This window comes from Pseudomonas sp. Root71 (assembly GCF_001429045.1).
In the GTDB taxonomy this organism is placed as follows: domain Bacteria; phylum Pseudomonadota; class Gammaproteobacteria; order Pseudomonadales; family Pseudomonadaceae; genus Aquipseudomonas; species Aquipseudomonas monachiensis.
This window is the reverse complement of the sequence record NZ_LMHY01000002.1, coordinates 55,736-68,830: the sequence shown is the minus strand read 5'-3', so window position 1 is coordinate 68,830 and position 13,095 is coordinate 55,736. Positions and strand designations below refer to the sequence as shown.

Annotated in this window: 11 protein-coding genes and 1 other RNA gene; 10 read left to right on the top strand and 2 right to left on the bottom strand. The window is 59.4% G+C overall.

The genetic code is table 11. From position 1 onward, the window contains the following. Window positions 1–98: 98 nt before the first annotated feature. The gene (smpB, locus tag ASD95_RS03545; protein WP_008057382.1) at window positions 99–581 is read left to right on the top strand and encodes an SsrA-binding protein SmpB; all 483 of its coding nucleotides are present in this window, start codon (window positions 99–101) and stop codon (window positions 579–581) included. A 116-nt stretch (window positions 582–697) separates the two neighbouring features. Here smpB and ASD95_RS03540 read toward each other — a convergent pair whose 3' ends face one another. Next, a complete protein-coding gene (locus ASD95_RS03540; protein WP_056728208.1) occupies window positions 698–1,465 on the bottom strand; it encodes an FCD domain-containing protein in 768 nt (255 codons plus the stop codon). A gap of 261 nt (window positions 1,466–1,726) precedes the next feature. On the opposite strand from ASD95_RS03540, the gene ASD95_RS03535 reads away from it, so the two are divergent. From ASD95_RS03535 to ssrA, 8 genes are all read left to right on the top strand, one after another. Beyond that, entirely contained in the window at window positions 1,727–3,421 is a 1,695-nt protein-coding gene (locus tag ASD95_RS03535; RefSeq protein ID WP_056728206.1) for a lactate permease LctP family transporter, read from the top strand. A gap of 150 nt (window positions 3,422–3,571) precedes the next feature. After that, on the top strand, window positions 3,572–4,396 hold the full coding sequence (locus tag ASD95_RS03530; protein WP_056728203.1) for a (Fe-S)-binding protein: 825 nt from the start codon (window positions 3,572–3,574) through the stop codon (window positions 4,394–4,396). After that, window positions 4,393–5,847: a LutB/LldF family L-lactate oxidation iron-sulfur protein gene (locus ASD95_RS03525; RefSeq protein WP_056728201.1), complete on the top strand. Its 1,455-nt coding sequence runs from the start codon at window positions 4,393–4,395 to the stop codon at window positions 5,845–5,847. Before ASD95_RS03530 ends, ASD95_RS03525 begins: the two co-directional genes overlap by 4 nt. Next, window positions 5,847–6,518, top strand: coding sequence for a LutC/YkgG family protein (locus tag ASD95_RS03520; protein WP_056728199.1), 672 nt, complete (start codon window positions 5,847–5,849; stop codon window positions 6,516–6,518). The genes ASD95_RS03525 and ASD95_RS03520 overlap by 1 nt, the downstream gene beginning before the upstream one ends. Beyond that, entirely contained in the window at window positions 6,515–9,325 is a 2,811-nt protein-coding gene (locus ASD95_RS03515) for an FAD-binding and (Fe-S)-binding domain-containing protein (protein ID WP_056728197.1), read from the top strand. Before ASD95_RS03520 ends, ASD95_RS03515 begins: the two co-directional genes overlap by 4 nt. 199 nt (window positions 9,326–9,524) lie before the next feature. After that, on the top strand, window positions 9,525–9,800 hold the full coding sequence (locus tag ASD95_RS03510) for a hypothetical protein (protein WP_056728196.1): 276 nt from the start codon (window positions 9,525–9,527) through the stop codon (window positions 9,798–9,800). Window positions 9,801–10,129: 329 nt separating this feature from the next. After that, the gene (locus ASD95_RS03505; protein WP_056728194.1) at window positions 10,130–10,408 is read left to right on the top strand and encodes a hypothetical protein; all 279 of its coding nucleotides are present in this window, start codon (window positions 10,130–10,132) and stop codon (window positions 10,406–10,408) included. Between the two features lie 94 nt (window positions 10,409–10,502). After that, window positions 10,503–10,899: a transfer-messenger RNA gene (gene ssrA, locus ASD95_RS28285) on the top strand. A gap of 88 nt (window positions 10,900–10,987) precedes the next feature. Here the strand turns inward: ssrA and ASD95_RS03500 are convergent. After that, window positions 10,988–12,115: a helix-turn-helix transcriptional regulator gene (locus ASD95_RS03500; protein ID WP_056728193.1), complete on the bottom strand. Its 1,128-nt coding sequence runs from the start codon at window positions 12,113–12,115 to the stop codon at window positions 10,988–10,990. A gap of 239 nt (window positions 12,116–12,354) precedes the next feature. Here ASD95_RS03500 and ASD95_RS03495 point away from each other — a divergent pair, with 239 nt between their 5' ends. Then, window positions 12,355–13,095, top strand: coding sequence for a TetR/AcrR family transcriptional regulator (locus ASD95_RS03495; protein ID WP_056728191.1), 741 nt, complete (start codon window positions 12,355–12,357; stop codon window positions 13,093–13,095).

The following is a 13,095-nucleotide window of genomic DNA, read 5'->3' as shown; positions in this document are numbered from 1 at the left end:
CAAAAAAGAGGCCGCATTGTCCGGGATTCAATCAACCTGCTCAAGCACGTAGCAACACCGTAGCCGACTCGCGTGCAACTCCCTATAATGCCGCCCCTATGGCTAAACAGAAGAAACACCCAACAGGGACCATCGCGCAAAACAAAAAGGCGCGACACGATTACTTCATCGAGCATCGTTTCGAGGCTGGTCTGGTCCTGGCCGGCTGGGAAGTAAAAAGTCTGCGGGCAAGCAAGCTGCAGCTGGTTGACAGCTACGTGCTGCTCAAGGATGGCGAAGCCTGGCTGCTCGGCAGCCACATTACGCCCCTGACGACCGCCAGTACCCACGTCATCGCCGACCCCGTGCGCACCCGTAAGTTGCTGCTCAACCGGCGCGAGCTGGAAAAGCTGGCCGCGGCCGTGCAGCAAAAGGGTTACGCCTGCGTGTGCCTGTCCTGGTACTGGAGCAAGCACATGGTCAAGTGCGAGATCGCCCTGGGCAAGGGCAAGAAGGAATACGACAAGCGCGATACCGAACGCGAACGCGATGCCGGTCGCGAGTTGCAGCGTGCGGTGCGCAACAAGGGCAAGGAAGACTGATTTTTCTGCCTGCGAATTGCGGCGCGAATAAAAAGATCGCAGCCTCCGGCAGCTCCTACAGGGAACGCATTCCAATGTAGGAGCTGCCGAAGGCTGCGATCTTTTGCATTAAACGGTCACATCCCCTTGCGCCGCTCCGCCCGGGCCACGCGCTGCACTTCCTGACGCACCTCTTCCAGCACTTCCTGCACATACAGAATGTGCCGACTGGAAACTTCCCGCGCCTGCTCCGCATGCCCTTCGATAATCGCCTGATACAACTCTCGATGCTGCGTGATCAGCATGTCGCGGGTTTCAGTGCGCTGCTTGTACATCCCACCGATGTTGGTCACCACGTTGCGCTTGAGCAGATCGAACAGCCCGCGAATGGTGTGCAGCAACACGGCATTGTGGCTGGCCTCGGCAATCGCCAGGTGAAACCTTGCGTCCGCCGCACCCTCTTCGGCACGACTCACTTCTTCGTGACGCGAATAACAGTCCTGCAATTCGTTGAATGCCGCGGTCAGCCGCTCGCGATCCACATCCGTGGCACGCAGCGCCGCATAGTAGGCGCAAGACGCTTCCAGCGTATGGCGAAACTCCAGCAGATCGCGTTGCGCCTCGGGGTTGCTTTCCAGCAGATGCAACAAGGGATCACTGAAGGTGCTGCCCAGTGATTCCACCACATAGTTGCCACCACCCTGGCGACTGACCAGCAGGCCCTTGGCGGTCAGTTTCTGAATGGCTTCGCGCAACGAAGGGCGAGACACGCCAAATTGCTCGGCCAGCGCGCGCTCGGCCGGCAAGCGCCCACCCGCTTTGAGCGTGCCCTCGAGGATCATGCCCTCAAGCTGCTCGACAATATCGTCAGACAAACGGCGCTGACGAATCTGATCAAACCCCATAACTCGATTACTCCACGATCCGACGGCTCGCCGGCGCTCTATTCTGGCCTATCGGCGCCGCGCCAGCACCTGCCACAACGCATTTGGTCATACCAGGCAGACGACCTGCGCACTTCGCATTCGACAAAAGTTTTAGGGCGGCAAATTGACACACCGCCTACAAGGCTTTTACCCTAGCCAACAGCGATTGTAAATTGGTCTTACCAATTATCCAAGAACGCTGATCAGTGCCTGACCAACAACAATTAGGGGCCACCCCATATGCAAACCTGGCAACAGCTCTATACCCCGCTCGGCAGCCTCGGCCTGTCCGCACTCGCCGCCGTCATCCCCATCGTGTTTTTCTTCCTGGCTTTGGCCGTGTTCCGCCTCAAAGGGCATGTGGCCGGCAGCATCACCCTGGCTTTGTCGATCCTGGTGGCGATCTTCGCCTTCCAGATGCCGGTCGACATGGCGTTCGCCGCCGCCGGGTATGGCTTCGCCTATGGCCTGTGGCCGATTGCCTGGATCATCGTGGCAGCGGTATTCCTCTACAAACTGACAGTCAAGAGCGGGCAGTTTGAAGTCATCCGCAGCTCGGTCCTGTCGATCACCGATGACCAGCGCCTGCAGGTCCTGCTGATCGGTTTCTGCTTCGGCGCCTTCCTCGAAGGTGCAGCCGGTTTTGGCGCACCCGTGGCGATTACCGCTGCGCTGCTGGTAGGTCTTGGCTTCAACCCGCTGTACGCCGCTGGCTTGTGCCTGATCGCCAACACGGCGCCGGTGGCATTCGGTGCCCTGGGCATTCCGATCATCGTTGCCGGCCAAGTCACCGGTATCGACGCGTTCAAGATCGGCGCCATGACCGGTCGCCAATTGCCGCTGCTGTCGTTGTTCGTGCCATTCTGGCTGGTGTTCATGATGGACGGCCTGCGCGGCGTGCGGGAAACCTGGCCGGCAGCCCTGGTAGCCGGCTTGAGCTTTGCCGTGACCCAGTACTTCACCTCGAACTTCATCGGCCCGGAACTGCCGGACATCACCTCGGCCCTGGCCAGTCTGATTTCCCTGACCCTGTTCCTGAAAGTCTGGCAACCAAAACGCGCCGCCGGCCAACACATCGTCGGCGCTGTATCGGCCTCTGTGGTGAGCGCCAGCGTCGGTGGTTTCGGCCAGAAACGCACCACCGTGGCTTCGCCCTACAGCCTCGGGGAAATCTTCAAGGCCTGGTCGCCGTTTCTGATCCTGACCGTACTGGTCACCATCTGGACCCTGAAGCCGTTCAAGGCGATGTTCGCCGCCGGCGGTGCGATGTACAGCTTCGTATTCAACTTCGCCATCCCGCACCTGGACCAGATGGTGATCAAGGTCGCACCGATCGTAACCGCGCCAACCGCCCTTCCGGCAGTGTTCAAATTGGACCCGATTTCCGCCACCGGCACGGCGATTTTCTTCTCGGCCCTGATCTCCATGCTGGTGCTGAAGATCAACATCAAAACTGGTCTGACCACTTTCAAGGAGACCTTCTACGAACTGCGCTGGCCGATCCTGTCCATCGGCATGGTGCTGGCCTTCGCTTTCGTCACCAACTACTCGGGCATGTCCTCGACAATGGCCCTGGTATTGGCAGGCACCGGCGCGGCGTTCCCGTTCTTCTCGCCGTTCCTCGGCTGGCTGGGCGTGTTCCTCACCGGCTCCGATACTTCGTCCAACGCCCTGTTCAGTTCGCTGCAAGCGACCACTGCGCACCAGATCGGTGTCAACGACACCTTGCTGGTGGCGGCGAACACCAGCGGTGGCGTGACCGGCAAGATGATCTCGCCACAATCGATCGCCGTGGCCTGTGCCGCGACCGGTCTGGTGGGCAAAGAATCGGATCTGTTCCGCTTCACCCTCAAGCACAGCCTATTCTTTGCAACGATTGTCGGCTTGATCACGTTGGCCCAGGCCTACTGGTTCACCGGCATGCTGGTGCACTAAGGGCTACAGGCAACACGATAAAAACCGACGCCGGGCCACGCCCCCGGCGTCCGCTATTCACACCCCGGTCTGTAAGGCTACTGAAAGCTTCCGGCTCTATATTCAGCAGCCTCGACAGACGAATAACCGGGACCACCCGGAGACCGCCTGATGAGCGAGCTTTATTACAACGCCGTGCCGAATGCGACCCGTGTCGCCCCGCCACTGCCCGAGCCTCGGCAATACCCCAGCGAGAAACCGTCACGGGTCTACCTGTTCGGGACTTGCGTAGTCGATCTGTTCTACCCGCAAGCCGGGATGGATGCGATCCACCTGCTGGAGCGCGAAGGCATTCGTGTCGAATACCCGCAAGGGCAAAGCTGCTGCGGCCAACCGGCCTACACCTCCGGTTACACCGAACAGGCACGGACAGTGGCGCGCTCGCAACTGGCGTTGTTTGCCGGCGACTATCCGGTGGTGGTGCCGTCAGGTTCTTGCGCGGGCATGCTGCGCGAACATTACGCCGACTTGTTCAAGGACGAGCCGGACACGTTGAAACAGGTCCAGGCCCTGGCGGCCAGGACCTACGAGCTGGCCGAGTTTCTGTTGTTTGTCTGCAAGGTGCAGCTCAAGGACAGCGGCGAGCCGGTAAAAGTGGCGCTGCACACCTCGTGCTCGGCACGCCGTGAAATGAACACCCACCTGCACGGCCGCGAGTTGTTGTCGCAACTAAGCAATGTGGAGCGGGTCAATCACGATCACGAAAGTGAGTGCTGTGGCTTTGGCGGGACATTCAGCGTCCGTATGCCAGACATTTCCGGCGCGATGGTGGCTGACAAGACCCGGGCGCTGAAGGAATCCGGCGCGCACAAGGTGTTGAGTGCCGACTGCGGCTGTTTGATGAACATCAACGGCTCGCTGGAAAAACAGCAGGAAGCGTTGCGCGGTCAGCATCTGGCCAGTTTCCTCTGGCAGCGAACCGGAGGTGCGAAATGAGCACCTCGACGATTATTCCTACGGTTGCCGTAGAAGAAGATTTCCGCACCCGCGCCCACAACGCGCTGGGTGACGCGCAATTGCGAGGCAACTTTCGCAAGGCGATGGATTCACTGATGACCAAACGGGCAGCGGCGTTCAGCGATGCCCATGAAAGAGAACACTTGCGCGCACTGGGCAATGCAATCCGTGCCCGCGCGCTCTCCAAATTGCCCGACCTGCTCGAGCAACTGGAACAGAACCTGACCCGCAACGGTGTGACAGTGCACTGGGCGGAAACGGTGGACGAGGCCAATGGCATCGTCCTCTCGATCATCCGCGCTCACGAGGGGCGGCAAGTGATCAAGGGCAAATCGATGGTCAGCGAAGAAATGGAGATGAACCATTTCCTCGCTGATCGGGGCATTGAATGCCTGGAATCGGACATGGGCGAGTACATCGTCCAGCTCGACCACGAGAAGCCTTCACACATAATCATGCCGGCAATCCACAAGAACGCCGGTCAGGTCGCGTCCTTGTTCCACGACAAACTTGGCGTGGAATACACCAAGGACGTAGACCAACTCATTCAGATCGGCCGCAGAGTCCTGCGGCAGAAATTCTTCGAAGCGGACATCGGCGTCTCCGGCGTCAACTTCGCCGTGGCCGAAACCGGCACCCTGCTGCTGGTGGAAAACGAAGGCAACGGTCGCATGACCACCACGGTGCCTCCGGTACACATCGCCGTCACAGGTATCGAAAAAGTCGTGGAAAACCTGCGCGACGTGGTGCCGTTGCTGTCATTGCTGACCCGCTCGGCCCTGGGCATTCCGATCACCACCTACGTCAACATGATCTCCGGTCCGCGCAAGGAGCATGAACTCGACGGCCCTCAAGAAGTACACCTGGTACTGCTCGACAACGGCCGCAGCCAGGCCTTTGCCGACAGCGAACTGCGCCAGACCCTGAACTGCATTCGCTGCGGCGCCTGTATGAATCATTGCCCGGTCTACACCCGAATCGGCGGCCATGCCTATGGGGAGGTTTACCCCGGCCCTATCGGAAAAATCATCACCCCGCACATGGTCGGCCTGGCGAAAGTCCCGGATCACCCGAGCGCGTCTTCGCTGTGCGGTGCCTGCGGTGAAGTCTGCCCGGTGAAAATCCCGATCCCTGCTTTGCTGCGACGCCTGCGGGAAGAGAACGTCAAGGCCCCGGACAGCCCCCATCAAGTGATGCGCGGTCAAGGCAGCAAGTATTCGCGCAAGGAGCGGTTCATCTGGAACGCCTGGGCCAAGCTCAACAGCTCGCCGACGCTGTATCGCCTGTTCGGTTTCTTCGCCACCCGGTTGCGCGCCCTCACGCCGAGCAACGTCGGCCCATGGACGCAAAACCACAGCGCACCAAAACCCGCTGCCCGCTCGCTGCATGACATGGCCCGCGAACATCTGGCCAAACAGGGAGACCGCTGATGAGCGCCAAGCAAAATATCCTCGCGAAACTGCGCAAAAGCCTGACAGGCACCACGCCAGTGGCCGACAACTTCGATGTCGATCTGGTGACCCAGCCTTACACCTACGCCCCTGAGCAGCGCATTGCGCAACTGCGCAAGTTGATGGAAGCGGTGCACACGGAAACACATCTGACGTCCGGCCAAGAGTGGCCGACGCTACTCGCGCAGTTGCTGCAGGACCGCCAGTTGCCAAGCCTGCTGATCGCACCGACAACGCCCCACGGTCAACGGATCACGCAGCACTGGGCGAATAATCCCGGCCTGCCAATGCTCAAGGCCTACGACCGTCCGGTTGAAGAATGGAAAGCCGAGCTGTTCAACGACACCCCGGCGAGCATCACTGGAACCCTCGGCGCCATCGCAGCCACGGGCAGCCTTATTCTCTGGCCGACCCGGGAAGAACCACGCCTGATGAGCCTGGTGCCACCGATGCATTTCGCCCTGCTCAAGGCCAGTGAAATCCGCGACAACTTCTATCAAATGCAGCAGGAATTCGAATGGGCCCAGGGCATGCCGACCAACGCGTTGCTGGTATCCGGCCCGTCGAAAACCGCCGACATCGAACAAGTGCTGGCGTACGGCGCCCACGGTCCGAAGGACCTGGTGGTACTGATCCTGGAGGACCAATGAGTCTACCGGCTGCTTTCCTGCGTGATGCACAGCAACTGATCCCCCTAGAGCGACGTTTCGACGACCCGTTGTCGACCCTGGCCTTCGGCACCGACGCCAGCTTCTATCGCTTGATTCCGCAACTGGTGATCCGCGTCGAGTCCGAAGACGAAGTGGTCGCACTGCTGCAACTGGCGCAACGGGATCAGGTGCCGGTGACTTTCCGCGCCGCCGGCACCAGCCTCTCCGGCCAAGCCATCAGCGACTCGGTATTGATCGTGCTGGGGGATAACTGGAACGCTCGCGAGATCCGCGGCCAAGGCACGCAAATCCGCCTGCAACCGGGGGTGATCGGCGCCCAGGCCAATGCCTGGCTGGCACCGTTCGGGCGCAAGATCGGCCCGGACCCGGCCTCGATCAATGCCTGCAAGATCGGCGGCATCGTCGCCAACAATGCCAGCGGCATGTGCTGCGGCACGGCGCAAAACACCTATCACACCCTGGCCGGCATTCGTCTGGTGCTGGCCGACGGCAGTCGTCTCGACACTGAAGATACCGCCAGTGTCGCGGCGTTTCGCCAAAGCCACGCCGCCCTGCTGGAGCGCTTGGCGTCTCTGGGCCGCGAGACCCGGGCCAACGCCGAGCTGGCTGCGAAAATTCGCCACAAATACCGTCTGAAAAATACCACCGGCCTGTCGCTCAATGCCCTGGTGGATTTCGACGAGCCTGTGGATATCTTGAGCCACTTGCTGGTGGGCTCCGAGGGCACGCTCGGGTTCATCAGTGCCGTGACCTACGACACCGTGATCGACCACCCGAACAAGGCCTCGGCGCTGATCGTGTTCCCGGATGTCGAAACCTGCTGCAACGCGGTCACCGTGTTGAAAAGCCAACCGGTATCGGCCGTGGAACTGCTGGACCGTCGCAGCCTGCGCTCGGTGCAGAACAAACCCGGCATGCCCGCTTTCGTACAGCATCTGTCGAACAATGCCTGCACCTTGCTGATCGAATCCCGCGCTGCGTCGTCCACCTTACTGCACGAGCAACTGGCGCAGATCATGGCGTCGCTGAAGGCGTTCCCGGTGGAAAAGCAGGTCGACTTCACCGAAGACCCGCAGGAAAACGCCCGTCTCTGGGCCATCCGCAAGGACACCTTCCCGGCCGTCGGCGCCGTGCGCAAGACCGGCACCACGGTGATCATCGAAGACGTCACCTTTCCGGTCGAACAACTGGCTATCGGCGTCAACCGCCTGATCGAACTGTTCGACAAACATCACTACGACGAAGCGATCCTTTTCGGACACGCCCTGGAAGGCAATCTGCACTTCGTCTTCACCCAAGGTTTCAACAGCCCGGAAGAAGTCGCGCGCTATCAGGCGTTCATGGACGACGTGGCGCAACTGGTGGCGGTGGAGTTCGGCGGTTCGCTGAAAGCCGAACACGGCACCGGGCGCAACATGGCGCCGTTCGTCGAACTGGAATGGGGCAGCGATGCCTACCAGTTGATGTGGCAACTCAAACGACTGCTCGACCCCAACGGCATTCTCAATCCGGACGTGGTGCTCAGCGAAGATCCACAGATCCACCTCAAGCACCTCAAGCCCTTGCCCGCCGCTGACGAGATTGTGGACAAGTGCATCGAATGCGGCTTCTGCGAACCGGTTTGCCCGTCGAAAGGACTGACCCTGAGCCCGCGCCAGCGCATCGTGATCTGGCGCGACATCCAGGCGAAGAAACGCGCGGGCATCGATACGTCCGAACTCGAAGCCGCCTACGACTATCAAGGCATCGACACCTGCGCCGCCACCGGCCTGTGCGCACAGCGTTGCCCTGTAGGCATCAATACCGGCGAGCTGGTGAAAAAGCTGCGTAGCCGGAAGGCGACGCATACGAAAACCGCCAACTGGCTCGAAGGAAATTTCGCCACGGCACTTCAAGGTGCACGCTTCACCCTGCACGTGGCCAATGGCGCGCGGATGTTGCTGGGGGCGCCGAGATTGGCGAAGTTGTCGGCGACGTTGACGCGCCTGTCCAAGGGTCAGGTCCCGCAATGGACCAACGCGATGCCGCAACCGGAAAAAGCCATTCGCTTCAGCCCGACGGTGATGGACGCGCGCCCGCGCGTGGTCTATCTGGCGGCCTGTGTGTCCCGCGCCATGGGTCCGGCAGCCGGCGATACGGAGCAAATGTCGCTGCACGACAAGACCCGTGGCCTGCTGGAAAAGGCCGGTTACCAGGTGGTGTTCCCGGACAACCTGGACAATCTGTGCTGCGGTCAGCCATTCGCCTCCAAAGGCTACGCCGAGCAAGCCGAGCACAAACGACAGGAACTGATCGGCGCCCTGCTCCACGCCAGCCGTGGCGGGCTCGACCCGATCTACTGCGACACCAGCCCCTGCACCTTGCGCCTGGTTCAAGACCTCGGTGAAGTCCGTCTGGACCTGTACGACCCGGTACGCTTCATCCGTACACACCTGATGGACCGCCTGGATTTCAAGCCTCAGGAGGCGCCGATCGCCGTGCACGTAACCTGCAGCACCCAGCACCTCGGAGAAAGCCAGGCGTTGATCGACCTGGCGCGCAAGTGCAGCAAAAACGTGATTATTCCCGAGGGTATCCACTGCTGCGGCTTCGCCGGCGACAAGGGTTTCACCACCCCGGAACTGAACGCCCATTCGCTGCGCACGCTCAAGGACGCGGTGAAACAGTGCAGCGAGGGGATTTCCACCAGCCGCACCTGTGAGATCGGTCTGACGCAACATGGCGGCATTGACTACCACGGACTAGTCTATCTGGTGGACCGCGTTACCCAGGCTAGGGTGCCCTGATAGCAGGATCTAAAGGAGGGTGCATAAAGGTGCCCTTCGTTAACGCTTCTTGTCGGAATCGACAGCTCTACAGAAAAAAAGAACCCTGATGTGCCACCGCAGTCCACTGATCAAGCCCCGCAAATGCGGGATTTTCCCAAAACTCGGTAAACCGATTTGATGGCCAGCAATGCTGGACCTTCAGTTCAAGGAGAAACACATGAATCGTTCTGTGCTGTTAGGTTTGTTCGTTGCTGCTTCCATGATGGCTTCCACTTCGTTTGCGGCCGAAAAAGACCTATGCGCGGTCAACCTGCAAACCATCGAAAACGGCAAGGCACAGATTCCTCCGGAAATGACTGACCAGGTAAAAGCCTCTGTCGAGCAAGCCAAAGCCGACCAGGCAAAAGGCACCAAGGAAGGCACTGATGATTGCATCGCCGAGACCAACGACATCATCAAGGCCGTCACCGACTCGAAAAAAGGCGGGAAGTAACCCGGTCCACGGCCAACCTCCGGGTTGACCTTCCGCGCCACGCTGGCGTACATCAACAACGGAGTACAGGCAGCCGGGAGTTCAAAGCCCGGCTGCACCCGCTACGAAGCAAACCAAAACCCGCCAGTTGCGGGTTTTGTTGCATCTGGGGTCTGGAAATGTGCCTACGATCGCTGGAAAAGCTCGACACACTTTCTTAAAAAACCGAATTCTTGCGTTGAATCGCAGTCTTTGAGGTAAGCCCCATCAGATCGTGGCTGATTTTTCGGGCTTGGCCTGGCTGTCCGCTCATACACCAGCACCGAGACCATCAGCTCAAGGAGATACCCATGAAACGCACCACACTCGCTGGCCTGTTCATTGCTGCCGCCATGCTGGCCTCTCCTGTATTTGCTGCGGACAACAACCTTTGTACGAGCAAGTTGCAAGAGCTCAAAGGCAAAGTGAATGCGCTGCCGGCGACCGCCACAAACACCTCAATGGAGATCAAAAGGCTGATGTCCAGCGCCGAAGCCTCACAAGCCTCCGGGGACGACAAAAAATGCGTCACCGAGGCCACCCAGGCATTGGCACTTGCTGACAGTCAGGGCAACCAACCAAACCCATGATCTGTGGTGGTCAACCTTCGGGTTGGCCTTCCGGGGCGTGATGACGTACACTGTACAGGCCTGCTGCTCACTTGATTCACAGAGCATCAGGCTCGGGGCCGTTTAGGATTCGACGCCGGTTGCGAAACTTTAGGTGCATGCCGAGTTGGTAACAGAACTCGTAAATCCACTGTTGCAACTACTTATAGTTGCCAATGACGATAACTACGGCCAGGAATTCGCTCTCGCTGCGTAAGCAGCCTTAGCCCTGAGCTTCTGGTACCTTCGGGTCCAGCAATCACCAGGGGATGTCTGTAAACCCAAAGTGATTGTCATATAGAACAGAATCGCCGTGCAGTACGTTGTGGACGAAGCGGCTAAAACTTACACAACTCGCCCAAAGCACCCTGCCCGTCGGGTCGCTGAGGGTTAACTTAATAGACACGGCTACGCATGTAGTACCGACAGCGGAGTACTGGCGGACGGGGGTTCAAATCCCCCCGGCTCCACCACTTCATCATCTAAAGACGTCCACGGACGTCTTTTTTTGTGCCTGAAGTTCAGTGAAATACACTGCATCCAACACGGCTACTGCTTACCCTAACCGAGGGTCGCTACACTGCGCAGGATCAACCGCACCAACATGGTCTGGCGGGTCACCCCGGTCTTGGAGAAAGTCGAACGCAGGTGTGCCCGTGAGGTGTTGCGGCTGATGCCCAGTTCTTCGGAGGCCTCGTCCAGGGTCAGGCCGTTGGCCAGCAGCATGGCCAGTTGGGTTTCGGCTGGGGTGAAGTCGAACAGGGCGCGGACAATTTCTTGCGGTGCACTGGATTGCTGTTCCGGGTCGCTGATAAAGATCACCACTGCCGGGCACTGCTTGCCTTCGCTCCAGTCTGACAACGGTACCGAGCGCACGATGATGCCCAGGTCAGCGCGGCCCGAAGGCCGTTGCACGCGCAAGGCCTCGACCACCGAGGGGTTACCGCTTTTTTGTGAGAGCAGCGACTGTTTCACCAGACGCCGGAACTCTTGGGTGTCCCGCGCGGTGCCGATCTGCAGGCCATCGTTGACCAGCTTGATACCGTCTTTTTCCTGGATCAGGCGGTCGGCCACCTGGTTGGTCCGCAGCACTTTGCCGGCTTCGTCGAGAATGATCGTGCCAACCGCCATCTGATCTACCGCGCCGGCATAGAGGTTGCGCTCGGTTTCGATGCGGTTCAAGCGCATATGGATCTCGATCGAGCGTTCCAGGTGCGGAATGAACTGCGCCAACAGGGCCTTTTCATCATTATTGAAGGCACTGTCGTCTCGACCGCGGCTGATGCGGATGCGGCACTGAGCGCCGTCGGCAGTGTTGATGTCGGCGCCGAGGACATGGAACACGTCCTGCGGTTCGAGGAAATTCTTGCAGAACTCGGAGTTTTGCCAATCGTCGTGGGAGACGAATTCGGCCAGGGTAACGACCTGGCGGTTGGGCAGGTCGACAAAGGGGTCGAGGGCGAAAAAGTGTTGGTTATAGGAGGCAGTGATTTCGGCTGAGGAACCCGTGGTGTGGATCATCAGGCCAGTGTCGTGTTGACTCGGCGGGCGCAGGATGAAGGTGACGAACTTGCTTTGCAGATGCACATTGAGCCGGTTGAGGAAGGTCGTCCAGGGGATGTTCTCCAGCGGTCCTTGATAGAGATTGCCGACGAACTCGCTGAACGTCTCGAGGCTGAGGCTCTGCATGGACAATCCTTTTATATTTATTAGTGTTGGAGATGGTCGAGAATAAGTGCCGTCGTCGATTGAGCGCAACACCCGGATCCATAGTCTGAAAGGAGGTGGGCCTACCTGCCAGATCGTGTAACTTTGCGTCCTGCGAAGCGCACCGGCCGGTCGGTGAGTTTACTTGTACGATCCACCCTATGGCCGATGTTAAACTGCGATTCGTTTCGTACCATTGGTCGACTCAAAAGATTGGTGTGATGACCCAGCAAGTCAGGAAAATCGAACGTTTGACACTGAAAAGCGTCGTCACTCGAGCAAAGCTCGTGTCAATTGCCGAACGGCTGTTCGCCGAGCGCGGTATCGAAGGGGTGTCGTTAAGCGACATCAACAAAGCCGCCGGGCAGCGAAACAAGAACGCCACGAATTACCACTTCGGCAGCAAGGACGGCTTGCTGCAGGCCATCCTCGACAAGCATGAACCTGGTATTGCCGCTCGGCGCAACGCATTGCTCGATGAACTGGAGAAGCGAGGTAGCCCCTCGGTGCGAGACGTGGTCCGCGCGCTGATGTATCCGGTGGCCGACAAGATGTTCGATCCCAACGGAGGGAAGGACTTTATCCGACTGGATGCCCAACTGGTGGCGGTGCATACGCTCTCCGTACAGAACCTGCGCGCTTCCACGCTCAATCTGGGTCAGGTGGATCGGTTGAGGCGGGCGCTGCTCGGGGTCCTCCAGGACCTACCGGAGTCTGTGGCCCAGCAGCGCCTGCACTTGGCGGCAGTATTGCTCCTCCATGGGCTTGCCGATCACTCTCGCATGCTTGATGCGAGTGATAAGAAGACCTTGGTGATGGACACCGAGTTGTTCATCAAGAACATCGAAGACTGCCTGGTGGCACTGCTGGCGAGCCCCATGTCGCCCGAAACTGTCTCCCTTCTTTCCCGCCTTGACGTACCCGAACAGGCTCCAGCCCACGTTTACAGCTTGCCCTCATGA

Coding starts and splice junctions, on each gene's coding strand:
- smpB (WP_008057382.1), top strand. CDS start 99: ATGGCTAAACAGAAGAAACACCCAACAGGGACCATCGCGCAAAACAAA.
- ASD95_RS03540 (WP_056728208.1), bottom strand. CDS start 1,465: ATGGGGTTTGATCAGATTCGTCAGCGCCGTTTGTCTGACGATATTGTC.
- ASD95_RS03535 (WP_056728206.1), top strand. CDS start 1,727: ATGCAAACCTGGCAACAGCTCTATACCCCGCTCGGCAGCCTCGGCCTG.
- ASD95_RS03530 (WP_056728203.1), top strand. CDS start 3,572: ATGAGCGAGCTTTATTACAACGCCGTGCCGAATGCGACCCGTGTCGCC.
- ASD95_RS03525 (WP_056728201.1), top strand. CDS start 4,393: ATGAGCACCTCGACGATTATTCCTACGGTTGCCGTAGAAGAAGATTTC.
- ASD95_RS03520 (WP_056728199.1), top strand. CDS start 5,847: ATGAGCGCCAAGCAAAATATCCTCGCGAAACTGCGCAAAAGCCTGACA.
- ASD95_RS03515 (WP_056728197.1), top strand. CDS start 6,515: ATGAGTCTACCGGCTGCTTTCCTGCGTGATGCACAGCAACTGATCCCC.
- ASD95_RS03510 (WP_056728196.1), top strand. CDS start 9,525: ATGAATCGTTCTGTGCTGTTAGGTTTGTTCGTTGCTGCTTCCATGATG.
- ASD95_RS03505 (WP_056728194.1), top strand. CDS start 10,130: ATGAAACGCACCACACTCGCTGGCCTGTTCATTGCTGCCGCCATGCTG.
- ASD95_RS03500 (WP_056728193.1), bottom strand. CDS start 12,115: ATGCAGAGCCTCAGCCTCGAGACGTTCAGCGAGTTCGTCGGCAATCTC.
- ASD95_RS03495 (WP_056728191.1), top strand. CDS start 12,355: ATGACCCAGCAAGTCAGGAAAATCGAACGTTTGACACTGAAAAGCGTC.